Source organism: Bacteroides sp. An51A (assembly GCF_002161565.1).
Lineage (GTDB): Bacteria > Bacteroidota > Bacteroidia > Bacteroidales > Bacteroidaceae > Phocaeicola > Phocaeicola intestinalis.
In genome coordinates this window covers 883,568-901,827 of the sequence record NZ_NFIC01000001.1, presented here as the reverse complement: position 1 = coordinate 901,827, position 18,260 = coordinate 883,568, and the positions used below count along the sequence as shown (strand labels likewise).

The window sequence follows — 18,260 nt, the reverse complement described above, 5'->3', positions numbered from 1 at the left end:
TGACTTTATTGATTGGATTAGACAGGCGTTTCATGCTGTTTCATATCCAACTTAGTGTAAATAACAGCACCATTTATTGTGTCAAGCACGACTTTCAAATCTCTATTGCCATTATAGAACACATGCGCAAATTCATTACTCTCATTTTCTGCCGCAGTGTATATCCTTGACAAATAGTCACGGATATCACTAATTTTAATAGGTTTATAGTAAACCCAATATTCAGAGACTTGGTTATCTGTATTAAATACGAATCCTACAATATCTGCATAATCATTATTCTCGATGTAGTAATAATCACTTCCATTTGCAGAATAAGAATTGTCAGAGAAGCTATAGTTACAGCCGTAATCTTCCATTGCTGATCTTACCGTATTTTTATCAGAGCCAAACAGAGTGGTAAAGTCTATCCACAAATTTTCTTCTTGAGGATAAAATTTTGAACGAAGATTATAACTCAAGAAATAAGTATATTGATCTTCATCTTCATTATATCTCCTTTCTAATGCAACACGGAATTTTGAATCCTCTTCAGATTTTCCTAACTCAATGTATGTAGAATTGTTCGGACCATATTTGCCTTCTTCTTCAGCTTGGAATTTCTCAGATAGGAGACCTTTAAGATAATCAAAAGATTCATCTGATAAAGTCGGAAGAAGTAGTTGAATTTGACAACAACTGCTAAAATCCGGATTTAAATATGCTGTTGTTACAAATTGTTCATAATGATTAGCCTTTGAGCGTGGATAGTAAGAAACATATAGATTAGATAATGTATTGTGATCATATGGTTCCATATCTAAGAACACGTTTGCATAGTCTTCATTTTCTCCAAGTATATTTTCATACTTAGTATTAACCATATCCTCCATTAGCTGGTTGTTGTAGTCAGCTACAAACTGCTCTGTGTATCTTTCATGATTATAGTCGGCGGGATATTCCATTACAACAAGTTGCATCGCATCAAGAATCATATTAACTACATATTGCTTATTTGATGAAATTTCCGGCAAGATTTCACTTGTACCCTCTGTATCAAACTCACCACAAAATTTAATAAATGTATCGTAATACTCTGGGGGTAATTCTCTTTTTTGTATATGGAAACTGAATCCTTTGCTTTCTTCCGGAAGTAATGCACGATAAAGATAACTTGTTGGAGCTTTTTTATCAGTCCATTTCGTTAGTACTTCTGATATTGCCAAATTATAATTAGATAACTGTTCACTATAGTTAAAAGAAAAATTCCCATTTTCAAATCTTACATTATTTTTAGCTTTAAGCGCTTTAATAAAGTAGCCGTCGGTCAAAACAGAGAATCTACTATAACCATCAATACCCCATCCAGAATAGTCTTTGTCGCTCATATAAACATGTACCAAACTTGTTACAGGTTTGATATCAGCAGTAATAGCCTTAGATGTATTTGTTATTTCGATTTTTTGTACATCTATGCCGAGAGTTTCAAATACGACAGGAAAATAACTGCTGTTTTCTGTTATCGATAAATCTTGAATATTAGATTCATTTTCTATATTCCAAAATTTGTATCCAGTGCCACCGAGACCATCTCTAAAATCAGCTATACAAACTACAGTATAATTACCAAGTGCCAAATATGGTGCATAATTCAAAGATTCAGATAAGTTATTACACAGCTTCTCTGCTTTATCTACAAGCTGACCATTTTCATTATAAACTAAAGCTAACAAATTAAGTTTCCATCCATCTTTGTTCATATCAAAATCCCCAGCCTGAAATTGTTCATAGTCATCAAATATGTGAGCTGCAGTTATACCAATTTCTGATTTATAATTAATCTCAATTTCTTCTTGATCTGTACATGAGACAAATACTGCCACTATTGCAAGAAGACCTGCTATTATCTTTTTCATATATATTCCTATGTTATAACGTTAATAAATCGGATTAGAACAGCCAGCCTACCGTGACTTGAATGTTGTTGTTTTTCCATTTCAAATTCTCCCCTAAATCGGTAAGACCGATTGAGTATCTTGCACCAACCATAAAACCGAAATCAAACTCGTATGCAGCACCTACTCCTATACCCCAATTAAAACCTTTACAGTCGCCTACTTTCACATTGGCATCACTCAACTTTAAAAAATCAGGGGAAGATGACAACAGATAAGAGAACTCCGGTCCCACCTCGATACTAAGCGCAGACAACGGATATACTTTCAGCATTACTGGGATTTTTATATAATTGAGTTTGATATCACCACCGTCACTTTTTATCGCCTGATATGAGTATAACACTTCCGGTTGCAGTCCCCACAGTCCCGTCCCAGGCAGACTGCTTGCCGTCCGTTGCCCCCAGTGGAAATTCATCAAAGCACCAATTTGAAATCCTGTTCCCATAGAGAAACCAGGGTCAAACGTCATATCATTGCTTATATTCGAAAGATTGACTCCAGCTTTTACACCATACTTTATAGCCAAAGCAGAGCCATGACGTTTTGTTACCAATCTCCCATCTGTTTCAGTTTTGGGATTGCCATACCCCCTGTCTATTTTGACCTGAGCCATGACATTGCTCAATGCAAGAAAGGCACTGACAGCTAAGATGAACAATTTCTTTCTCATAAAATAATTATTAAATGGTTATATAATAGTGATTTTTTTCTTTTCCCTTTCCCGTTTTGGATGAGTAACCATCTTGCTGATTTCTTTCTTTATCGTAGGGCAACCTTCTTCTGATATAGTTATATTATATGTAAACGTTCTACTTTCCCCTTCAGGGATATAAACGGGTATAGAGATTGCCATTTTTTCCCCAGGTGCAAAACTATATTCCTCGCCCCCTGATACTTTAACCTGAGTAGTAACATTAGACTTTCCGACCTTCGATTCTATTACGATATTAAGCAAAGCATTACCTTTTTCATCAGTTGAATTTCCACCCGTTACACTAACATCATACCCTTCTTCGTGTTTTGAAGACAAGGTTATCAAGCGATGCATCCATTCCAAACCATCATAAGTTACTGCAATATCCACTTGTCGGGTTGTTACATTATCAAATTTCGTATCGGACTGAAAATAGGGCAGATGCAATTTCCAAACTTCTCCGTGTCGTTTTAATGGGGCATAACGCAAGTAGCCGTCTTCGTTGATATAGCATTTCAAGCGTAAAGGATTCACATCTTTCATGTCCACTTCAACTTCCACATATTGTTGAGGCTCCATTTCGTCCAAATTCCCTGTCAAATTGCTTGATAGCGGATTATGATGGAAGACAATAACTTGAGTAGGAGCAACCAGTTCAATGCCGGCTGAAGGATTCAATTTGAGAATACCTATTGTTTTATTTTTTGCACCGACTATTGCATACTTTTTCTCATACGTTTCTACAGAATTAAACGAATGCTCCAATATAGGTTTTCCTAAGTATGTTATTTGAATTCCATCCTGCGTCTCTTGCTTGCTGAGCAACTCAGAACTTTCGGTAATGAACAATGGCGTATCATTTATTTTATAAGGCAGGTCAAAATTATAATTTGCCCCTGATATACGCCACTGATTGTCAATGTAGTAATGATGCCCGTTTTGGCTTGCCAAATATGTAAAATCATCAGACAGGTCAACGAACATTCTGCTTTCAAGCTTTTTAACACCATCTAACTTGTTTCCATCCAGCTTCATGATTCTCAACAAGTCACCTCCTCTTATAGATGAAGTTACAGCCAATAGTCGTCCATCAACCAAAGAACTTAAGAACTTGTATTTTGTATCCGATATAATAGCAGAGCCACCAGACTTGTTGATAAGGCCATAATATCCATCTCCATCGGCATATTGAACAGTTGCAATGCCGTTTTGAAACGGTGCAGCTAAATAGAAGCGGGCTTTAATCGAAATATTACCTTGATTATTTAGATAACCACATAAGCCGGATTCGTCTTTATACCCTAACAGCCCTTCTTTATAATAAGGATAGGCTGTCGCATATATGGGTTTATCTGCAAAACTACGCAAAATTTCCCCGTTTTGGTCTATAATACTCAATATCCTACGTCCCGTTTTATCCAAAACCAAGGCTCTATTTTCAACGTAAGAAGTTATACTATCATATTTGACTTCCAACACTTCTTTCCCGTCAACAGCGGATATTATCCCCCATTTCCCCTCTGATTGTACTTTAAATAAATCATGCCCCATGTATTGTATTCCGGAAAAACTTCCAGGACGACACAACCATTCCATACTTTGAGCCATACCACTGGCAGCAGGGAATAACAACACTATTACAAATAGAATAAAAGCTTTCAATTATTATCCTCCATTGATTGGGTTAATAATTCTTTCGCATGAATTGCTTTTATGGCATAGTTGAAACCTTGACTTTTGCTCACTCCAGAGTTCAATACCCCAACCAATTGGCCTTTGTCATTGAATATAGGAGATCCGCTTGCACCTCCGTATGATGGGGCATTAAATCCAAAGGAATATCTGGTGCATTCTTGTGTGATGCTTCCACCATTTGCAAGGAGTTGTACTCCTTTAGATGACTTCAAGTCTTGAAGACTTAAACCGAAAGGAAATCCCATCGTGTATATATGTGATCCGACCCTTATTTCCGAATCATCAATAACAGCTTGATTCAAGTCTACTATGCAGATGTTTTCATCAGGTAACCTTTTGGATTCCAATTGCAGTATGGCGACATCTTTTTCTATATTGTCATGCCCGACCAATTCCCGACATTGCTTTAAGTTTTCCACGCTAAAATAGGAGCCGTTAGGTACCATACCAATATAAGAAAGCACTCCCTCTACCTTAATTTGAGAAGTAAAAGCATTAAGTGCAGGATTCTCGGATGCGACAGTAGCGATAAGCATTTTGTATTTATCTGATATCATAGACAATTCCTTATCAAACAACCAAGGTCTAGTGATATGTAAATTGGTTACAATCTTACCGTCCTCTGAAACAAAGAATCCTGTTCCAGTAAAGCTATTCATTTTAGAACGCCCTCCATCAACCTTTTGAATTGTTCCATTCGCCCAAACGACTTCAGTAGGCAGTCCCAATTTCTCCAAATCCAAATTACCGGCAGAAACTTTGTAATAATAAAATCCCAATAATAACACAGTCGAATTTTTATACTTGGTATAAATTTCTTCATCTGACATGTGCTTGCCAGAATAAGACAATGCTGTAGGTTTATTATCCCAATTATTGCCAATCAGGCGATAAATTCCATATATGCCGCCACATAATAGGAGCACAATGAACAAAACGGAAAAGATTTTTTTATAATTGACAGTTTTCCCTTCACCATATGGATTTGGAACCGATACCCCAGCACATAATATCTTATCCCCTTTTTTTAATTTCACATCTTGATTGGGAGGGATTGCCCGCCCGTTCACTGTTGTCCCGTTTTTACTATGGTCTTGTATATACCATTTCTTGTCGCTCATTAATTTGAGTGTTGCGTGGAAACGGCTGACTTTATCCCCTTGTAATTGATATTTGTTTCTGAAATTCGTTCCAATCCCTCTCATCTCTTTAATTTTAGACATGTCTGGCATGGGAAGGGCAGGTATTTTATTCCAATCCAATATTTGATCAGCAAAGCGGATAACATCACCCCTTTTTACTGGAACCTCTTTATCCGGTTGCAGCCTATGGTCATTAAGATAAGTACCATTCCTGCTTCCTTTATCTGTCAACAGGATTTCTCCATTGTCAAGCAACAGCAATTCGGCATGATAACCACTAACAAATTGGCTATTTAATCTTATATGAGAATTATTCCCACTTCCTATTACAATCAGCTTCATGCGTATATATGTTTTTATTTAGTATATAGGATCGTAAATTTCTTCTTTTGTTTTGTTCGCTTTAATCGTGTCTTTATTTTCCTGCTTAGGTGGAACGGGGGCTTCTGGCTTCACAACTACAGTGTCTCTGACAATTACCGTATCAGGTTCAGGTTCCGGAATGACTGTTGGTGGTTCTGCTATTGGTTGAGGCTCCACTGGCGCCACCTGCCGGTTATTATCATAGAGATATTTTGTTCCTAAAGCAATACCAGTTAAAACAGCTAACGACATAACTACTACTAGCATTGTTCGAAGTGTATTTTTCTTTTGAAAAGGGATCAATGACCAATCCAAATTATAGATATGCGCAAATGATACAACATCCTTACGCGATACGGGTATCTCTACATTGGAGGACATTTTCATTCCGTTGACATAAGTACCGTTCCGACTTTGGTCTGTCAAGAATATCTTGCCATTCGACTCAACCCTAATGGTTGCATGTAGCCTACTGATAATGTCGGTGTTGTCCGGTATTACAATATCACATCCTTCATCCCTACCTATTGTATATATCTTTTTCATTTCCTATATTTCTATTTGGCTTATTTCCCATAAAAGGATATTCTTCCTTTATCTGTTAATCATGTTGCAAATCCTTTCCCAAAAAGAATAGTCACCGTGTTGCATAAGGATATTGAACACAACCCCTCCTATCAGCAATAAAGACAAAATAACCAATAAGATTTTAGTAGACTTTTTCATCTTCTTCTTTAAAGTTGAATTGCCATTCATCTCCAATATGGCTGCAGTCAAGTTGTCATATTCAGTTCCGCTGTTCCTCCCTATGCTTTCTATAACATTTGCCGTGGAATCAAGTATTTTGTCAATGGATTTCTTTTCGGATAAATGTTTAATAAATTCATCTTCCGGCATGGCTCCCCAAAAACCATCTGTACAAAGAACGAACCGATCCCCTTTTCGGTAAGGAAGCTCAATTGTCTCAACTTCCATATCTGTTTCTATTCCGAGTGCTTTTAATATAACATTAGATTGTGCAGACAGTCTGGCTTGTTCTTCGGATATGACTTTTTTCTTGACCATCTCAAATACCATTGAGTGATCAAACGTTCTGAAAATTTTTTTCCCTTTCCTCAATTGATATATCCGGCTGTCCCCCACATAAGCTGCAATAGCAGAACGGGGTGTCAGAAGGAGTGCTGTTACTGTTGTCCCCATACCTTGAAGTTCCGGAGTGTTTTTACCCTCCTCAATAATGGCCATATTCGCATTTCTGATGGCTTTAATCAACGTCATAGAAGGGTTAGCCTGTTTATCTGCTGAAGCCATGGTCTCAAGAATCTTCTGGACAGCAAGCTGAGATGCAACACTACCACCCTGCATACCCCCCATACCATCGCATACTACTATCAGATATCCGAGTGTCGTTTTTTTTATACCGGCTGAATCCTGATTTTCTTTTCTTCCTCCTATTCGGGAATCGATAAAACCTAATATTTCTCCATTTATTTCAATTGGTGTGACCATAATTATATTATAAATAAGATAATTAAAAGAACAAACAACAATACAGCTATGCTTATTATCAGTTTCTTGTGTTCTTCAAACATTTCCTTGATCGGATTACTTTCCCCTTGAAGAGCTTCCTTTATTGCTAATTTGAACTCAAGTGCAGATTTAAAGCGTTTTGATGGGGATTTTTCTGTTGCTTTTAATATAACATTATATAATCTTCTCGGGATTTTTTTGTCATACGGCAACTTCATGGATATTTGTCTGGATAAAATCTCGGCCTCTATATTTGTCTTAAAAGGATTATGTCCTGTTAACAATTCATAGAACGTGATTCCTGTAGAATAAATATCTGTTTGCGCATTGATTTCCGTATCGGCAGAATCTCGCAAAATCTGTTCAGGAGCAGCATATTGTGGGGTTCCGATAAAACCAAAAGATGAATATTTATTTCCTCCACTCATCCTGGCTATTCCTAAATCCATAAGTTTTACTGTTGAACCATTTTCTATCATCACATTAGATGGTTTTACATCCCGATGTACCACCCCTCTGGAATGAAGATATTGCAATGCATCCAACACATTACAAATTTCATTAGAAATCTTTTCTATTCTATCTGCCGGGGGTAAAGCATTTAACTGTTCCCGGACATGGGTTTCTAAGGTTATTCCAGCTACATAACCGCTTAAAATAAATATAGGTCCATAATCAGGATTATATTCACATAGACCTATCATCTGCACCAGATTCGGATGGGAAAAAGACAAGGAGGCTTCTTGTTTTGCCCTTTCTCTAATCATTTTATTGTTGGCATATATATCCTTGACCCTTTTTATTGCAACTCTTTGATTGGAGTTGCAACTAAATCCTAAATAAACTGTTCCCATTGCACCATTGCCTAATGGGGTAGAGTTCGGATCATAGTAATACCACTGCCCCGAGACCTGTAGATAAATATGCGGATCCCCTTCACGTTGGTATACTTGCTGAACAGTGTTATTATTCATACTTGATGGATTTTAACAATTCTATATTCTCCGTTAAGACTTTCTGAAGTTCTTCGTTATCATATCCGTGCCGAGAGTTTACTTTTTGTTCCAATAGCCTTAAAGCTCTTTCAAAAGAATTTAAAGCTTTCAATATATTATTCTCTGCATCGACTGTGTAATAGGCGGCTCCTAATATATAATACATTTCAGGAGTTAAAACTGATGTGTCTTGTATTTTAGACAAGTATTCTATAACTTTATTGAGCTCAAATTTATCAATATCGTTGCTCAAATTTAAATGCTTCCTTCTTTGAAGGAGCATATCACTCTTAGTTCCTGAAAAATAAGTAATTCCTACTTCAACTCTTGCACTATCATAGTTTTCATTAGCCAATTCCTGCATTTGCTTAAACCCTAATTTAACAGAATTTTCCATATTAGAATCTAATAATGACAAAGCTTTTTTATAGCGTTCAGATAGTGTCGGTTCTGAAAGAATTGCGTTTGTGCTTTCGGCATTATGTGCAAAGTAAAACCACGTACCACAACCCACGCCTACGACCAATACTATGGCTACAGCATATTTCCAAAGATTGTTTTTCGAAGGACATTTTTCTGCCATATCAATTGCAACTCGGAACTCAGCAATGGAATGATACCGATTCGTTTGTTTTTTTTCTGTTGCCTTCCGAATGATTTTCGCCAATGCTTTATTTTCTATATTTTTTACAGGGACTTTACGCTTAAGCTGTTCCTGCAAAACCTCGTATTGACTGCCCGTAAAAGGCAACTCTCCTACTAAAAGCCTGTAAAAAAGAATACCTAAAGCATAGATATCTGTCGTATAATTCTGGCTTTTGACATCACCCAATACTAACTCCGGCGAAGCATATTCTGCTTTCCCTATGAATTTTCCCGCTGCTGTCATTAACTTGTCTTTAGAACCTAAAGCATTCAGATTCTTTGCAATACCGAAATCTATCAATTTTATGCAGCCATTGTTGGTCACCATTATATTGCTTGGATCAATGTCACGATGAATATACCCCTTATCATGCAATGCCAACACTCCTGACAAAATATTCTTAATGATATATATGGATGTATTTTCCTTGTCTTTTACGTAGTTTCTATACAGGTTACGAGCGAAATCATTATCCTGATCCGTTACATTGTCAAAATGCCCGACTAATAAATCAGACAACTCCATACCATGCAGGAATTCACTAATGACATAATGATGATAGATTACTTCGCCCCAACGATTTTTTTCAAAGACACTTATTAGCCCTAACATCTCTACAAGATTGTCATGCCGAAATTGAATGGAAGCTTCACGCTCAGCCCTGGCATAAACTTCTTCAGGAAGATTGTCATGCAATGCTTTTATCGCGACTTCTGTTCGCACACCGCTTTTTTCATCTACACAAAAGCCACGATATACAACTCCCATTCCCCCCTCTCCTAGCGGAGGGGAATCGGCATCATATTCGTAATATATGCCTTTCTGTTTCTCGGTTTGTCCCTGTAATCTTCTGATTTGCATCGGAGATTGCTACATAAATATAGTTCCACCAGGTTTCGTGACAGGCTTATTCCCTGATTCATCCAATCCGACTGTTCCACCTTGGGAAACAGCATTTCCCTCATCATATCCTTGAGTATAACGATTAAAGGCCGGTGCTGCATAAGGATTGGTATTTATGGGAGTGTTGTTGGAGGCCTGTGTTGACATAAACTCACGACAAACGTTCAAACCAATTTGTTTGGCATCAATTAAGATAAAAAACAAATCATAATGTTCACCTATAGTAATAATATCACCATTAAAACATTCTCTTTGATCAAATCCCAGACTCTCACCATTTATCATTGTCCCACAAGTTGAACGGGCATCACAAATAGAGGCAATGATTTTTTCTGGATTTTTCATTTGCCTTACAACCAGTACTGCATGTTGATCTGATACGGTTGCTTCACTTAAGCAAATATCACAATCTGCAGAACGTCCGATACTGTTTGAACCTATGTGAAGCGGCCAATATTCACCGGCACTTGTTCTTGAAATAGAATACAGAAAACCGACAACTGGTTTCTGATTAGGAACATTATTGGGCACTGTCCCAAATGGATTGGGGACAAAAGTGCCGTCATGTGGCTTAGGTTCTGATTGGCGATGATTTTGCGGTAAATCCGTATATGCATCTTCCATTCCCGGAATAATAGTTTTATTGCTGCTCATAATTTATTTATATACAGTTTTATATCACTCTTATTTTTTTACATTTCCAAATTCCTAATGCAGGATTTATTCTTCCCAATAAAACATGACTTATCATGAAAGTTCTAAAAAATTACAGATTATTTCTCCATTTTTTTCTCCGACTTCAAACGCCAAGTCAGCTATTTTATTTAGAAGCAATAGAATTTTAATTGATTTCTTTTTATGGTCATTTCACTTATATTCATTTGCAGGAATGTAATCATTAATCACTATTTTTTTACTCCAGTTGCAATTCTATATTTCCGATGGGATTTATTTCTCACATGGTCTGCTTGATCGTAAGTGAAAACATTGATTCTTCTTTCATTGTTAGAAAGTTTCATGATGACAAGAAAAGGGGGCTAAATAAAATGAAGATAATTTTAAAATCATTTTACATGCTCTAAATCTTTTGCTGAAATGGACACGCTGGCACATCCCAAACAATCTATCACAATCATTATCTTGGAATTTCCATCAGAGTCAACAGATGCATAGCCGACTAATCCTCTTAACGACCCGCGTCTCACCCTAACTTTATCTCCTTTCCGAATAGTCAAAGGCTCCATCGTGATTTCAGAATCTGCATTTCCCAACATAAACTTGAATTGTTCAATCTGTTCATCTGGTATAATAGCAGGTTTATGCTCACCAGGAGCCGTCAAGAAACGATATATAAACGACAAGTTACGAACTTTCTCCAATTCTTTAGTTGTCAATTTAACGAAAATCATCATAGGAATCACCACACGCTCCACTTTTTTCCTGCGGTCACTCCATTGATGCATTTCTATTTGTATGGGAAGAAAAGTCTCAAAATTTAACAACTGCAGTTTTTTATTCGCTGTCTTTTCACAATTCATCTGAACCAGAGCGACAAACCAATGCTTTGGACATGCTTCGCTTTCGTCTGTCACATTTCCGACAGGCGAAACCGAATGAATTTGACCACATATCTCCATTGCTTTTCGCATTTAAACTTTCGTCAATTTATCCGAAAGAAATAGATTGACACTCGCAAATGTATGTAAAATATAGATAATCTAAAAACATTTTACACTAAAATAATCGATTCCTGCTAAACAACACACCTAATTATTACAAATATAAATCATCTGATAGCATATAATATTGAAAAACAAATTATTTTATATCATATCTATTTTCATATAAGCCTACACAGAGACAAAAGTGTGTAAATCTGCATTTTTTACATATCTATCTCGTTATGTATAAAGAACTTATTAAAAACTAATTAAAAATATATACATCATATATCATTGTGTTACTTTTACATATTTATATAGACACCAAAGAATAATAAGAGTTCGTTTAAATTTTGCTCAGGTTAATTTTTCGAATTGTTTTCGAGGATGTTTTTCTGATTTTATGAGGAGGATAGCGGGCTATCTGAGGAAAAAAATCGGGAAAACAGGCCGGAAACAAACGAAAAAGGACCTGATAGAATATTACTTTATTGGAAAATTTAAACGACAGGCTCTAAGATAAATGACAGACTGCACCCCAAGCCCAAGCACGAACAGGTATTCCACTGCCCAATAAGCTGCTAACGGAACATTACGATGGCTTAATCCCCATAAGCAAAACAGATAAACAATGGTTGTTGTCAGTTGAAATACAAATACAGTCCGCGTTGCTCCTGTTCCTGTCGCTGCGTTCAGATAAACATAGCCGGGAAGTGCAAAGAAGTAATTCAGCAGCATAACCATAAACGGCAACCATGCAACTTGTACGATAACCGGATTTTCTGTGTAAGCCCCGATAATGTGTTGGTGAAAGACCAAGGCAAGAACAATCAATGGGATACCTGTCACATATCCTAAACGGATAATTTTGTGACAAAGCGGGAAGATTTTTCCCTTTTCACCTGCTCCAATCAGGTTGCTCACCAAAGAACTGGTAACACCAGCCAGTGCATTGACGATAACGGAAAACAGGGCTGAAACACTTCTTACAATATTCGATACAGCCAATTCTGTTTCTCCCAAATGCTCGATAGCCAAGAAGAACAGAAACCAAATGGCTACACTGACAAAGAATTGGAGCATGCTCCATACCGAGATAGAAAATATTTCTTTTAATATCTTTATCTCAATGTGCCAGCGTAAGCCATATACTTTTTCATCAATATGCCGGAACAGATATATTGTCAATACTACCAGCGAACACATTTCGGCAAACGAAGAAGCTATGGCTGCTCCTGATATGCCCATATCGAATCCGAATATCAGGAGCCAATTCATCGGAATATTCACCAGTACGGCTGTGAAAGCCGCCATGTTCAAGGCTTTTGTCTGCGTAATGCCTACTAAAAACGAACGTAAGGCTAGGAGTGGGAAAGAGAATAACAATCCCCAAATACGCCAATTCAGATAACACACAGTTGCGTTGTAGACATCGTCTGAAGTTATCAGATGTTTCAGCAGAACTGGAGAAAGTATTTGAGACAACAGGCAAAGGAATGCCGCTAGCATCAGCAAGAAAAACAGTCCTTGAAAGAACGTTTTTCCTGTTTCTTCATACCGTTGTTCTCCGTTACGGCGGGCGATTACTACCTGTAGCCCTAAACTGAACCCGAAGCCGAGCATATAGATAGCCAGATACCAGATTCCGGCAAGTGCGGATGCCCCAAGTTCTACATCGCCTACGTGCCCCAAGAATAAGGCATCGGTAATATTGATAAGTTGCTCGATAAGGATGCTCATCATTACAGGAAAAGCGATGAGCCAAATATGCTTATATGTATAGTTCATTGTTCAACTTGATATGATGCGACAAGTCCTGCTGCACGTAGCGGCATGACACATCGCATAATTATAAATTTGGAATAATGGCAAAACAAGAAAGGACAAACCTGTTATAAGCCTGTCCGTTGCTGAATAGCTATGACTGAAATGCTATCCGTTAAGCGCAGCTATATGCACACTTGCCATTTCATAGGATTGAACAACTGGTATTTTTCTGTTAGTTATGCGAATCAGGAGTTAAAAGGGAGTTATAGGTAGTTATCGCCCGTCGGTGCGGGCTGGGAGTTAGATGCCAATACCTTTTGCGCCGTTTTCAGAAGCAAGGCTATTGGCCTTTAACTCCTGAACGAAGTGATAACTCCTGTGAAACTTAACTACGTTTAACTCCTGACTGGCATTAGTTCTGCAAAGATAACATTTGTTGTTGATTATACCACCAGACAGTTGATTTCTTTTTGCAGATTCTCCAAAAAACACGAAGCATGCGCGCCGTCCATCTGTGTATGATGAAACTGGAAAGAAACAGTCAGTTTCAGTTTCCATAAATGCCGTTTGTATTTGCCCCAAATCAGAAACGGATTATTGAACACTCCGCTGTACATACCTACCGCTCCGTCTATTTCATATTGCACAAGGGCAGATGTGCCAATCACCATGCAATCCGTCAAGTCATGATTCTGACAGCTTTCAGCAACTTGCCTGGTCAGCCGCAGGTAATCTTCATTGAATTGTTTCAGGTCATTAGAAAAAGGAATGTCGCAGGAGCTTATTTCTCCTTCTCTATTAGCCACAACGGCACAAACGGCAATGTTGTCATATTCTATCAATTTTTTACCGACCGGAAGCATATAGAACTCTTTGATATGGCGTGCTGCCCGTCCGATGCACCAGCACATCAGCATATTGAACTTTAATCCAGGCCGTTTGCTTATCCGGGCAAGGCGGGTTACATCTATGGTCTTGAAAAAGGTGAGCATGGGCATGGGGGCATCTATCCACATTTCAAATGCGTATGCACGGGTCGTTTCTTTCGGATTTACTTCTTTCATTTCTATCATTAATATAGTATAATAAGGGCAAAGGTAAGTAAGATATTGGACAATGGATAGAACAAAAGGGACAATATGTTGGATAACTCAGGTTCATAAAAGGATTCCCATTCAATTTGCAGGCGAACGGGAATCCTATATTATATGTGTATTTTATATGAGGTTGTTATTAGGTAAATTTACTGGCTTCAGCCCCATTTCCTCAGCTTTCTTCAGCATGAAACGGAAAGCTGCATCGTGTTCGTTAGGGATGAGGCCGTCAAGGATGGCATCTTTGATGGCACTCTTCAGATCACCTATTTCACGGCAAGGATGTAGGGCGAATATCTGCATGATTTCCTCTCCGTCTACCGGCGGCTGGAAATTACGGATGCGGTCTTTTTCTTCCAAATCCTTCAATTTTTGACGTACTAATTTGAAATTGTCCAAGAAGCGTTGTTTACGGGCTTCATTTTTCGAAGTGATGTCGGCTTCACACAATGCCATCAGGTCATCGATATCATTACCTGCCTCGAAGAGTAAGCGGCGCACGGCAGAGTCGGTCACAACATCATCGGCTATCACAATGGGACGCATGTGCAGTCCTACCAGCTTCTGTACATACTTCATCTTTTCGTTCATCGGGAGTTTCAGGCGACGGAAGATTTCAGGTACCATTTTTTCTCCTATGTAGTTATGGTTGTGGAACGTCCATCCCAGACGTGGGTCCCAACGTTTAGTGCGTGGCTTGCCGATGTCATGCAATAGAGTTGCCCAACGCAACCAAAGATTATCCGAAACCTTGGAAATATTGTCCACCACCTCCAGGGTGTGGTAGAAGTTATCTTTATGTCCACGTCCGTTCCGCACCTCTACACCTTGTAGAGCTGTCAGTTCGGGAAATATCAGTTCCAGCAGGCCACAGCGGTCCAAGTCGACGAATCCTTTCGACGGTATGGGTGAAAGCAAGATTTTGTTCAGCTCGTCTTTGATACGTTCGTACGAAATGATTTTGATGCGTTCGCGGTTGCGTTCCAAGGCATTGAATGTTTCTTCATCGATGTAAAAATTCAGTTGGGTAGCAAACCGGATGCAGCGCATCATACGCAATGGGTCATCGCTGAACGTGATATCCGGGTCGAGCGGTGTGCGGATAATCCGTTCTTTCAAGTCTTTCAGCCCGTCAAAAGGGTCTACCAGTTCTCCGTATCGCGCCTGGTTCAGACAGACCGCCATGGCATTGATGGTAAAGTCACGGCGGTTTTGGTCATCTTCCAGTGTACCGTTTTCTACTACGGGTTTGCGGCTGTCATGACTGTATGATTCTTTCCGTGCCCCTACAAACTCCACTTCGGTATCGAAGTATTTTACTTGTGCGGTGCCGAAGTTACGGAATACCGATACGTGTGCCTTGCGTCCCAGTTTTTTGCCCAAAGCTTCGGCGGCCTCGATGCCGCTTCCTACTACTACTACGTCAATGTCTTTCGAAGTCCGGTTGAGGAAAATGTCGCGTACGTAGCCTCCTACTACGTAACATTCCAATCCCAGTTCATCGGCGGTTTCGGAAATCAAGTTGAATATTTTGTTGGTAAAATGTTCCTTCAGATTCATTCTTAGTTGATTTTCGTTTCGTTTTTTGTGTTCAAAACTCGTAAATAGCGTGCAAAATTACAAAAAATAGGGGAGCTTTACCGAATATGAACCGATTAAATTGTATTTTTGTTTCATGAAAGGAGATTGATAATGATAAAAAATGAACACGGAGATACGACTCTCTGGAAAATTTCCTTTGTATTTCAAGTGAAAAGGCGATGCCGGACGTTTTATTTACAATGTTTTTGCATTTGCCTGTCTCTGTGTTCGGATATTAAAAACTGATGCGTATGAAAAAGATGATGGTAGCGGCTGTGTGCCTGGTGATGTTCCTTGCGGGGTGCAACAATGATTCGAAACGTGCAGGAGAATTGTTTCAGCGGGCTGAGTTATCGTTTGCCTCCGGAAACTACAACCTTGCCAAACTGCAGATAGACAGTATCCGCACGCTTTATCCTAAGGCCGTGGATGTGCGTAAAGCAGGTGTCCGCCTGATGCAGCAGGTCGACCTGCACGAACAGCGCAAGACGCTGGCTTACCTGGATAGTATGATGCAGGTGAAGCAAGCTGCGCTTGATTCGATAAAAGACCGTTTCGTGCTTGAGAAGGATACTGCCTATCAGGAGACCGGCAATTATTTTTATCCTACACAAGTGGTAGAGAAGAACATCGGGCGTTCGTTCTTACGGGCTCAGGTGAACGAGCTGGGAGAGATGTTGCTTACCTCGATTTATTGTGCCGGTGGAAGCATACACCATACGGCAGTAAAAGTGAGCACAGATGGCGACCTGTTTGCCCAGACTGCTCCTTCGCCCGACAGTTATGAGACGACCGATTTGGGACGTCCAATCGAGAAAGCCGACTATCGGGTAGGAAAGGATGACGGGGGGGTAGCCGCCTTTATCGTTGCCAATCAAGACAAACGCCGTTTCCGGCTGGAATTTATCGGTGACCGAAATTATACAACTACGATGCGTACCGATGATGTGAAGGCTATAGCGGCTGTTAGTGACTTGGCGCGTATTCTTTCGGCAATGGAACAAATCCGTAAAGAACAGAACGAAGCAAACCTGAAGCTGAAGTTTGTCACCCGTAAGATGGAAGAAGCGGAAAAAGCTGGCAAGGAATAATTCCCAAGTACAACAAACTGTTCAGAACCGCTCTTCTTAAGCCAGCATACACACTTGATCCGGAGTGTCTCTGTCACTTATTAGTCCGCTTCACGATAAAGATGCTGGCTTCGTAGAGTAGGGACATCGGGGCAGCTACCAATATCAGGGTAATGGCATCCGATGTAGGCGTAATGATGGCAGATATGACCAGTGCAATGATAATGGCATGTTTGCGGTAAGTACGCATGAAAGTAGATGTAAGAAATCCCAGTTTGGCGAAAAGCCAGGCAAGGATGGGAATTTCGAACGTGATGCCCAGCATCAGGCTCAGCATAGTCAGAGTGTCTATGTATGAACTGAGCAGAATCGCATTTTCTACTTCCGCACTGACCTGATAAAGGGCAAGGAAGCGGAAAGTAAAAGGAAATACCAGAAAATAACTGAACAGTACGCCTAGCAGGAACAGTATGTAGCCCCACATTACTACGCGTAGGGAATAACGTCGTTCGTTGGCATAAAGGGCAGGCGAGACAAAACGGAACAGTTGATAAAGTATGTAAGGCGAAGCCAGCACAATGCCCGCATAGAGCGATACGCTCATGTGGGTAAGAAACTGCCCCGAAAGTTTGGTATTGATAAGCTGTATATGAAAATCTGGGACGGATAATCCCGGAATGTGTAAGGCGTTTCCGATACGGTCGAACCATTGGTAGACAATGAAGCCATTCTCTTTGGGTGCAAGGATGATGCCGAACAGTTCGTCTTTGAAGCAGAAGGCGGCAAGCATGAGCACTCCCGTCACGATGATGATGCGGAATAGCACTTTCCGCAATTCATCTACGTGATCCCAAAAAGTCATGTTCGATGCATCGTTCGTTTTTGTGCTATCCCCTTTCTCTTTCATCATTTGTCTTTATCGGTATTCGGTTGGGTGTTTTCGTCTTTCTTTGTGTCTGCCTTTAAGTCTTCTTCCAGTCCGTTCACACCGTCTTTAAAGCTTTTCACGCCTTTACCCAGTCCTTTCATCAGTTCAGGAATCTTCCTTCCGCCGAAAAACAGCAACAGAATCAATACGATGACAATCAGTTCTTGCATACCGATGCCCAGGAGTAAGAGTGTAGTGTTCATATTTCTTGCTTTTAATGAAATTTCGGCGACAAAAGTAACAAATAAATCAAA

The 18,260-nt window shown here is 39.3% G+C and carries 16 protein-coding genes; 1 reads left to right on the top strand and 15 read right to left on the bottom strand.

The features are described 5' to 3' along the window. Positions 1 to 17: 17 nt before the first annotated feature. From B5G04_RS03605 to B5G04_RS03545, 13 genes are all read right to left on the bottom strand, one after another. A complete protein-coding gene (locus B5G04_RS03605; RefSeq protein ID WP_087248485.1) occupies positions 18 to 1,895 on the bottom strand; it encodes a hypothetical protein in 1,878 nt (625 codons plus the stop codon). A gap of 34 nt (positions 1,896 to 1,929) precedes the next feature. Continuing rightward, positions 1,930 to 2,607 carry a porin family protein gene (locus B5G04_RS03600; RefSeq protein WP_087248483.1) on the bottom strand — a complete coding sequence of 226 codons (678 nt, stop codon included), beginning with the start codon at positions 2,605 to 2,607 and terminating at the stop codon, positions 1,930 to 1,932. A gap of 18 nt (positions 2,608 to 2,625) precedes the next feature. Continuing rightward, a complete protein-coding gene (locus B5G04_RS03595) occupies positions 2,626 to 4,293 on the bottom strand; it encodes a WG repeat-containing protein (protein ID WP_087248481.1) in 1,668 nt (555 codons plus the stop codon). Beyond that, on the bottom strand, positions 4,290 to 5,810 hold the full coding sequence (locus tag B5G04_RS03590; RefSeq protein ID WP_087248480.1) for an FHA domain-containing protein: 1,521 nt from the start codon (positions 5,808 to 5,810) through the stop codon (positions 4,290 to 4,292). Before B5G04_RS03590 ends, B5G04_RS03595 begins: the two co-directional genes overlap by 4 nt. Before the next feature lie 18 nt (positions 5,811 to 5,828). Then, entirely contained in the window at positions 5,829 to 6,377 is a 549-nt protein-coding gene (locus B5G04_RS03585; protein WP_087248478.1) for an FHA domain-containing protein, read from the bottom strand. A gap of 48 nt (positions 6,378 to 6,425) precedes the next feature. Next, complete coding sequence (locus B5G04_RS03580; RefSeq protein WP_087248476.1) at positions 6,426 to 7,340, bottom strand: protein phosphatase 2C domain-containing protein; 915 nt, start codon at positions 7,338 to 7,340, stop codon at positions 6,426 to 6,428. A gap of 2 nt (positions 7,341 to 7,342) precedes the next feature. Next, positions 7,343 to 8,335 (bottom strand): serine/threonine-protein kinase, encoded by a 993-nt coding sequence (locus tag B5G04_RS03575; RefSeq protein ID WP_087248474.1) that lies wholly within the window; start codon positions 8,333 to 8,335, stop codon positions 7,343 to 7,345. Then, positions 8,328 to 9,863, bottom strand: coding sequence for a serine/threonine-protein kinase (locus B5G04_RS03570; protein WP_087248472.1), 1,536 nt, complete (start codon positions 9,861 to 9,863; stop codon positions 8,328 to 8,330). Before B5G04_RS03570 ends, B5G04_RS03575 begins: the two co-directional genes overlap by 8 nt. A gap of 9 nt (positions 9,864 to 9,872) precedes the next feature. Continuing rightward, complete coding sequence (locus B5G04_RS03565; RefSeq protein ID WP_087248470.1) at positions 9,873 to 10,559, bottom strand: FHA domain-containing protein; 687 nt, start codon at positions 10,557 to 10,559, stop codon at positions 9,873 to 9,875. 410 nt (positions 10,560 to 10,969) lie between these two features. Continuing rightward, positions 10,970 to 11,554, bottom strand: a complete 585-nt coding sequence (locus B5G04_RS03560; RefSeq protein ID WP_087248468.1) for a UpxY family transcription antiterminator — start codon at positions 11,552 to 11,554, stop codon at positions 10,970 to 10,972. A gap of 495 nt (positions 11,555 to 12,049) precedes the next feature. Next, positions 12,050 to 13,354, bottom strand: coding sequence for an MATE family efflux transporter (locus tag B5G04_RS03555; protein ID WP_087395774.1), 1,305 nt, complete (start codon positions 13,352 to 13,354; stop codon positions 12,050 to 12,052). A gap of 422 nt (positions 13,355 to 13,776) precedes the next feature. Then, positions 13,777 to 14,397: a CatA-like O-acetyltransferase, family 2 gene (locus tag B5G04_RS03550; protein WP_087248464.1), complete on the bottom strand. Its 621-nt coding sequence runs from the start codon at positions 14,395 to 14,397 to the stop codon at positions 13,777 to 13,779. Positions 14,398 to 14,550: 153 nt separating this feature from the next. Then, on the bottom strand, positions 14,551 to 15,987 hold the full coding sequence (locus B5G04_RS03545; protein ID WP_022041142.1) for an HD domain-containing protein: 1,437 nt from the start codon (positions 15,985 to 15,987) through the stop codon (positions 14,551 to 14,553). Between the two features lie 272 nt (positions 15,988 to 16,259). Between B5G04_RS03545 and B5G04_RS03540 the strand changes: the two genes are divergently transcribed. Further along, positions 16,260 to 17,099 carry a hypothetical protein gene (locus tag B5G04_RS03540; RefSeq protein WP_087248555.1) on the top strand — a complete coding sequence of 280 codons (840 nt, stop codon included), beginning with the start codon at positions 16,260 to 16,262 and terminating at the stop codon, positions 17,097 to 17,099. A 73-nt stretch (positions 17,100 to 17,172) separates the two neighbouring features. On the opposite strand, the gene tatC is transcribed toward B5G04_RS03540, so the two are convergent. Next, complete coding sequence (tatC, locus tag B5G04_RS03535; protein WP_239414020.1) at positions 17,173 to 17,988, bottom strand: twin-arginine translocase subunit TatC; 816 nt, start codon at positions 17,986 to 17,988, stop codon at positions 17,173 to 17,175. Next, on the bottom strand, positions 17,985 to 18,209 hold the full coding sequence (locus B5G04_RS03530) for a twin-arginine translocase TatA/TatE family subunit (protein ID WP_022041145.1): 225 nt from the start codon (positions 18,207 to 18,209) through the stop codon (positions 17,985 to 17,987). The genes tatC and B5G04_RS03530 overlap by 4 nt, the downstream gene beginning before the upstream one ends. Positions 18,210 to 18,260: the final 51 nt, after the last annotated feature.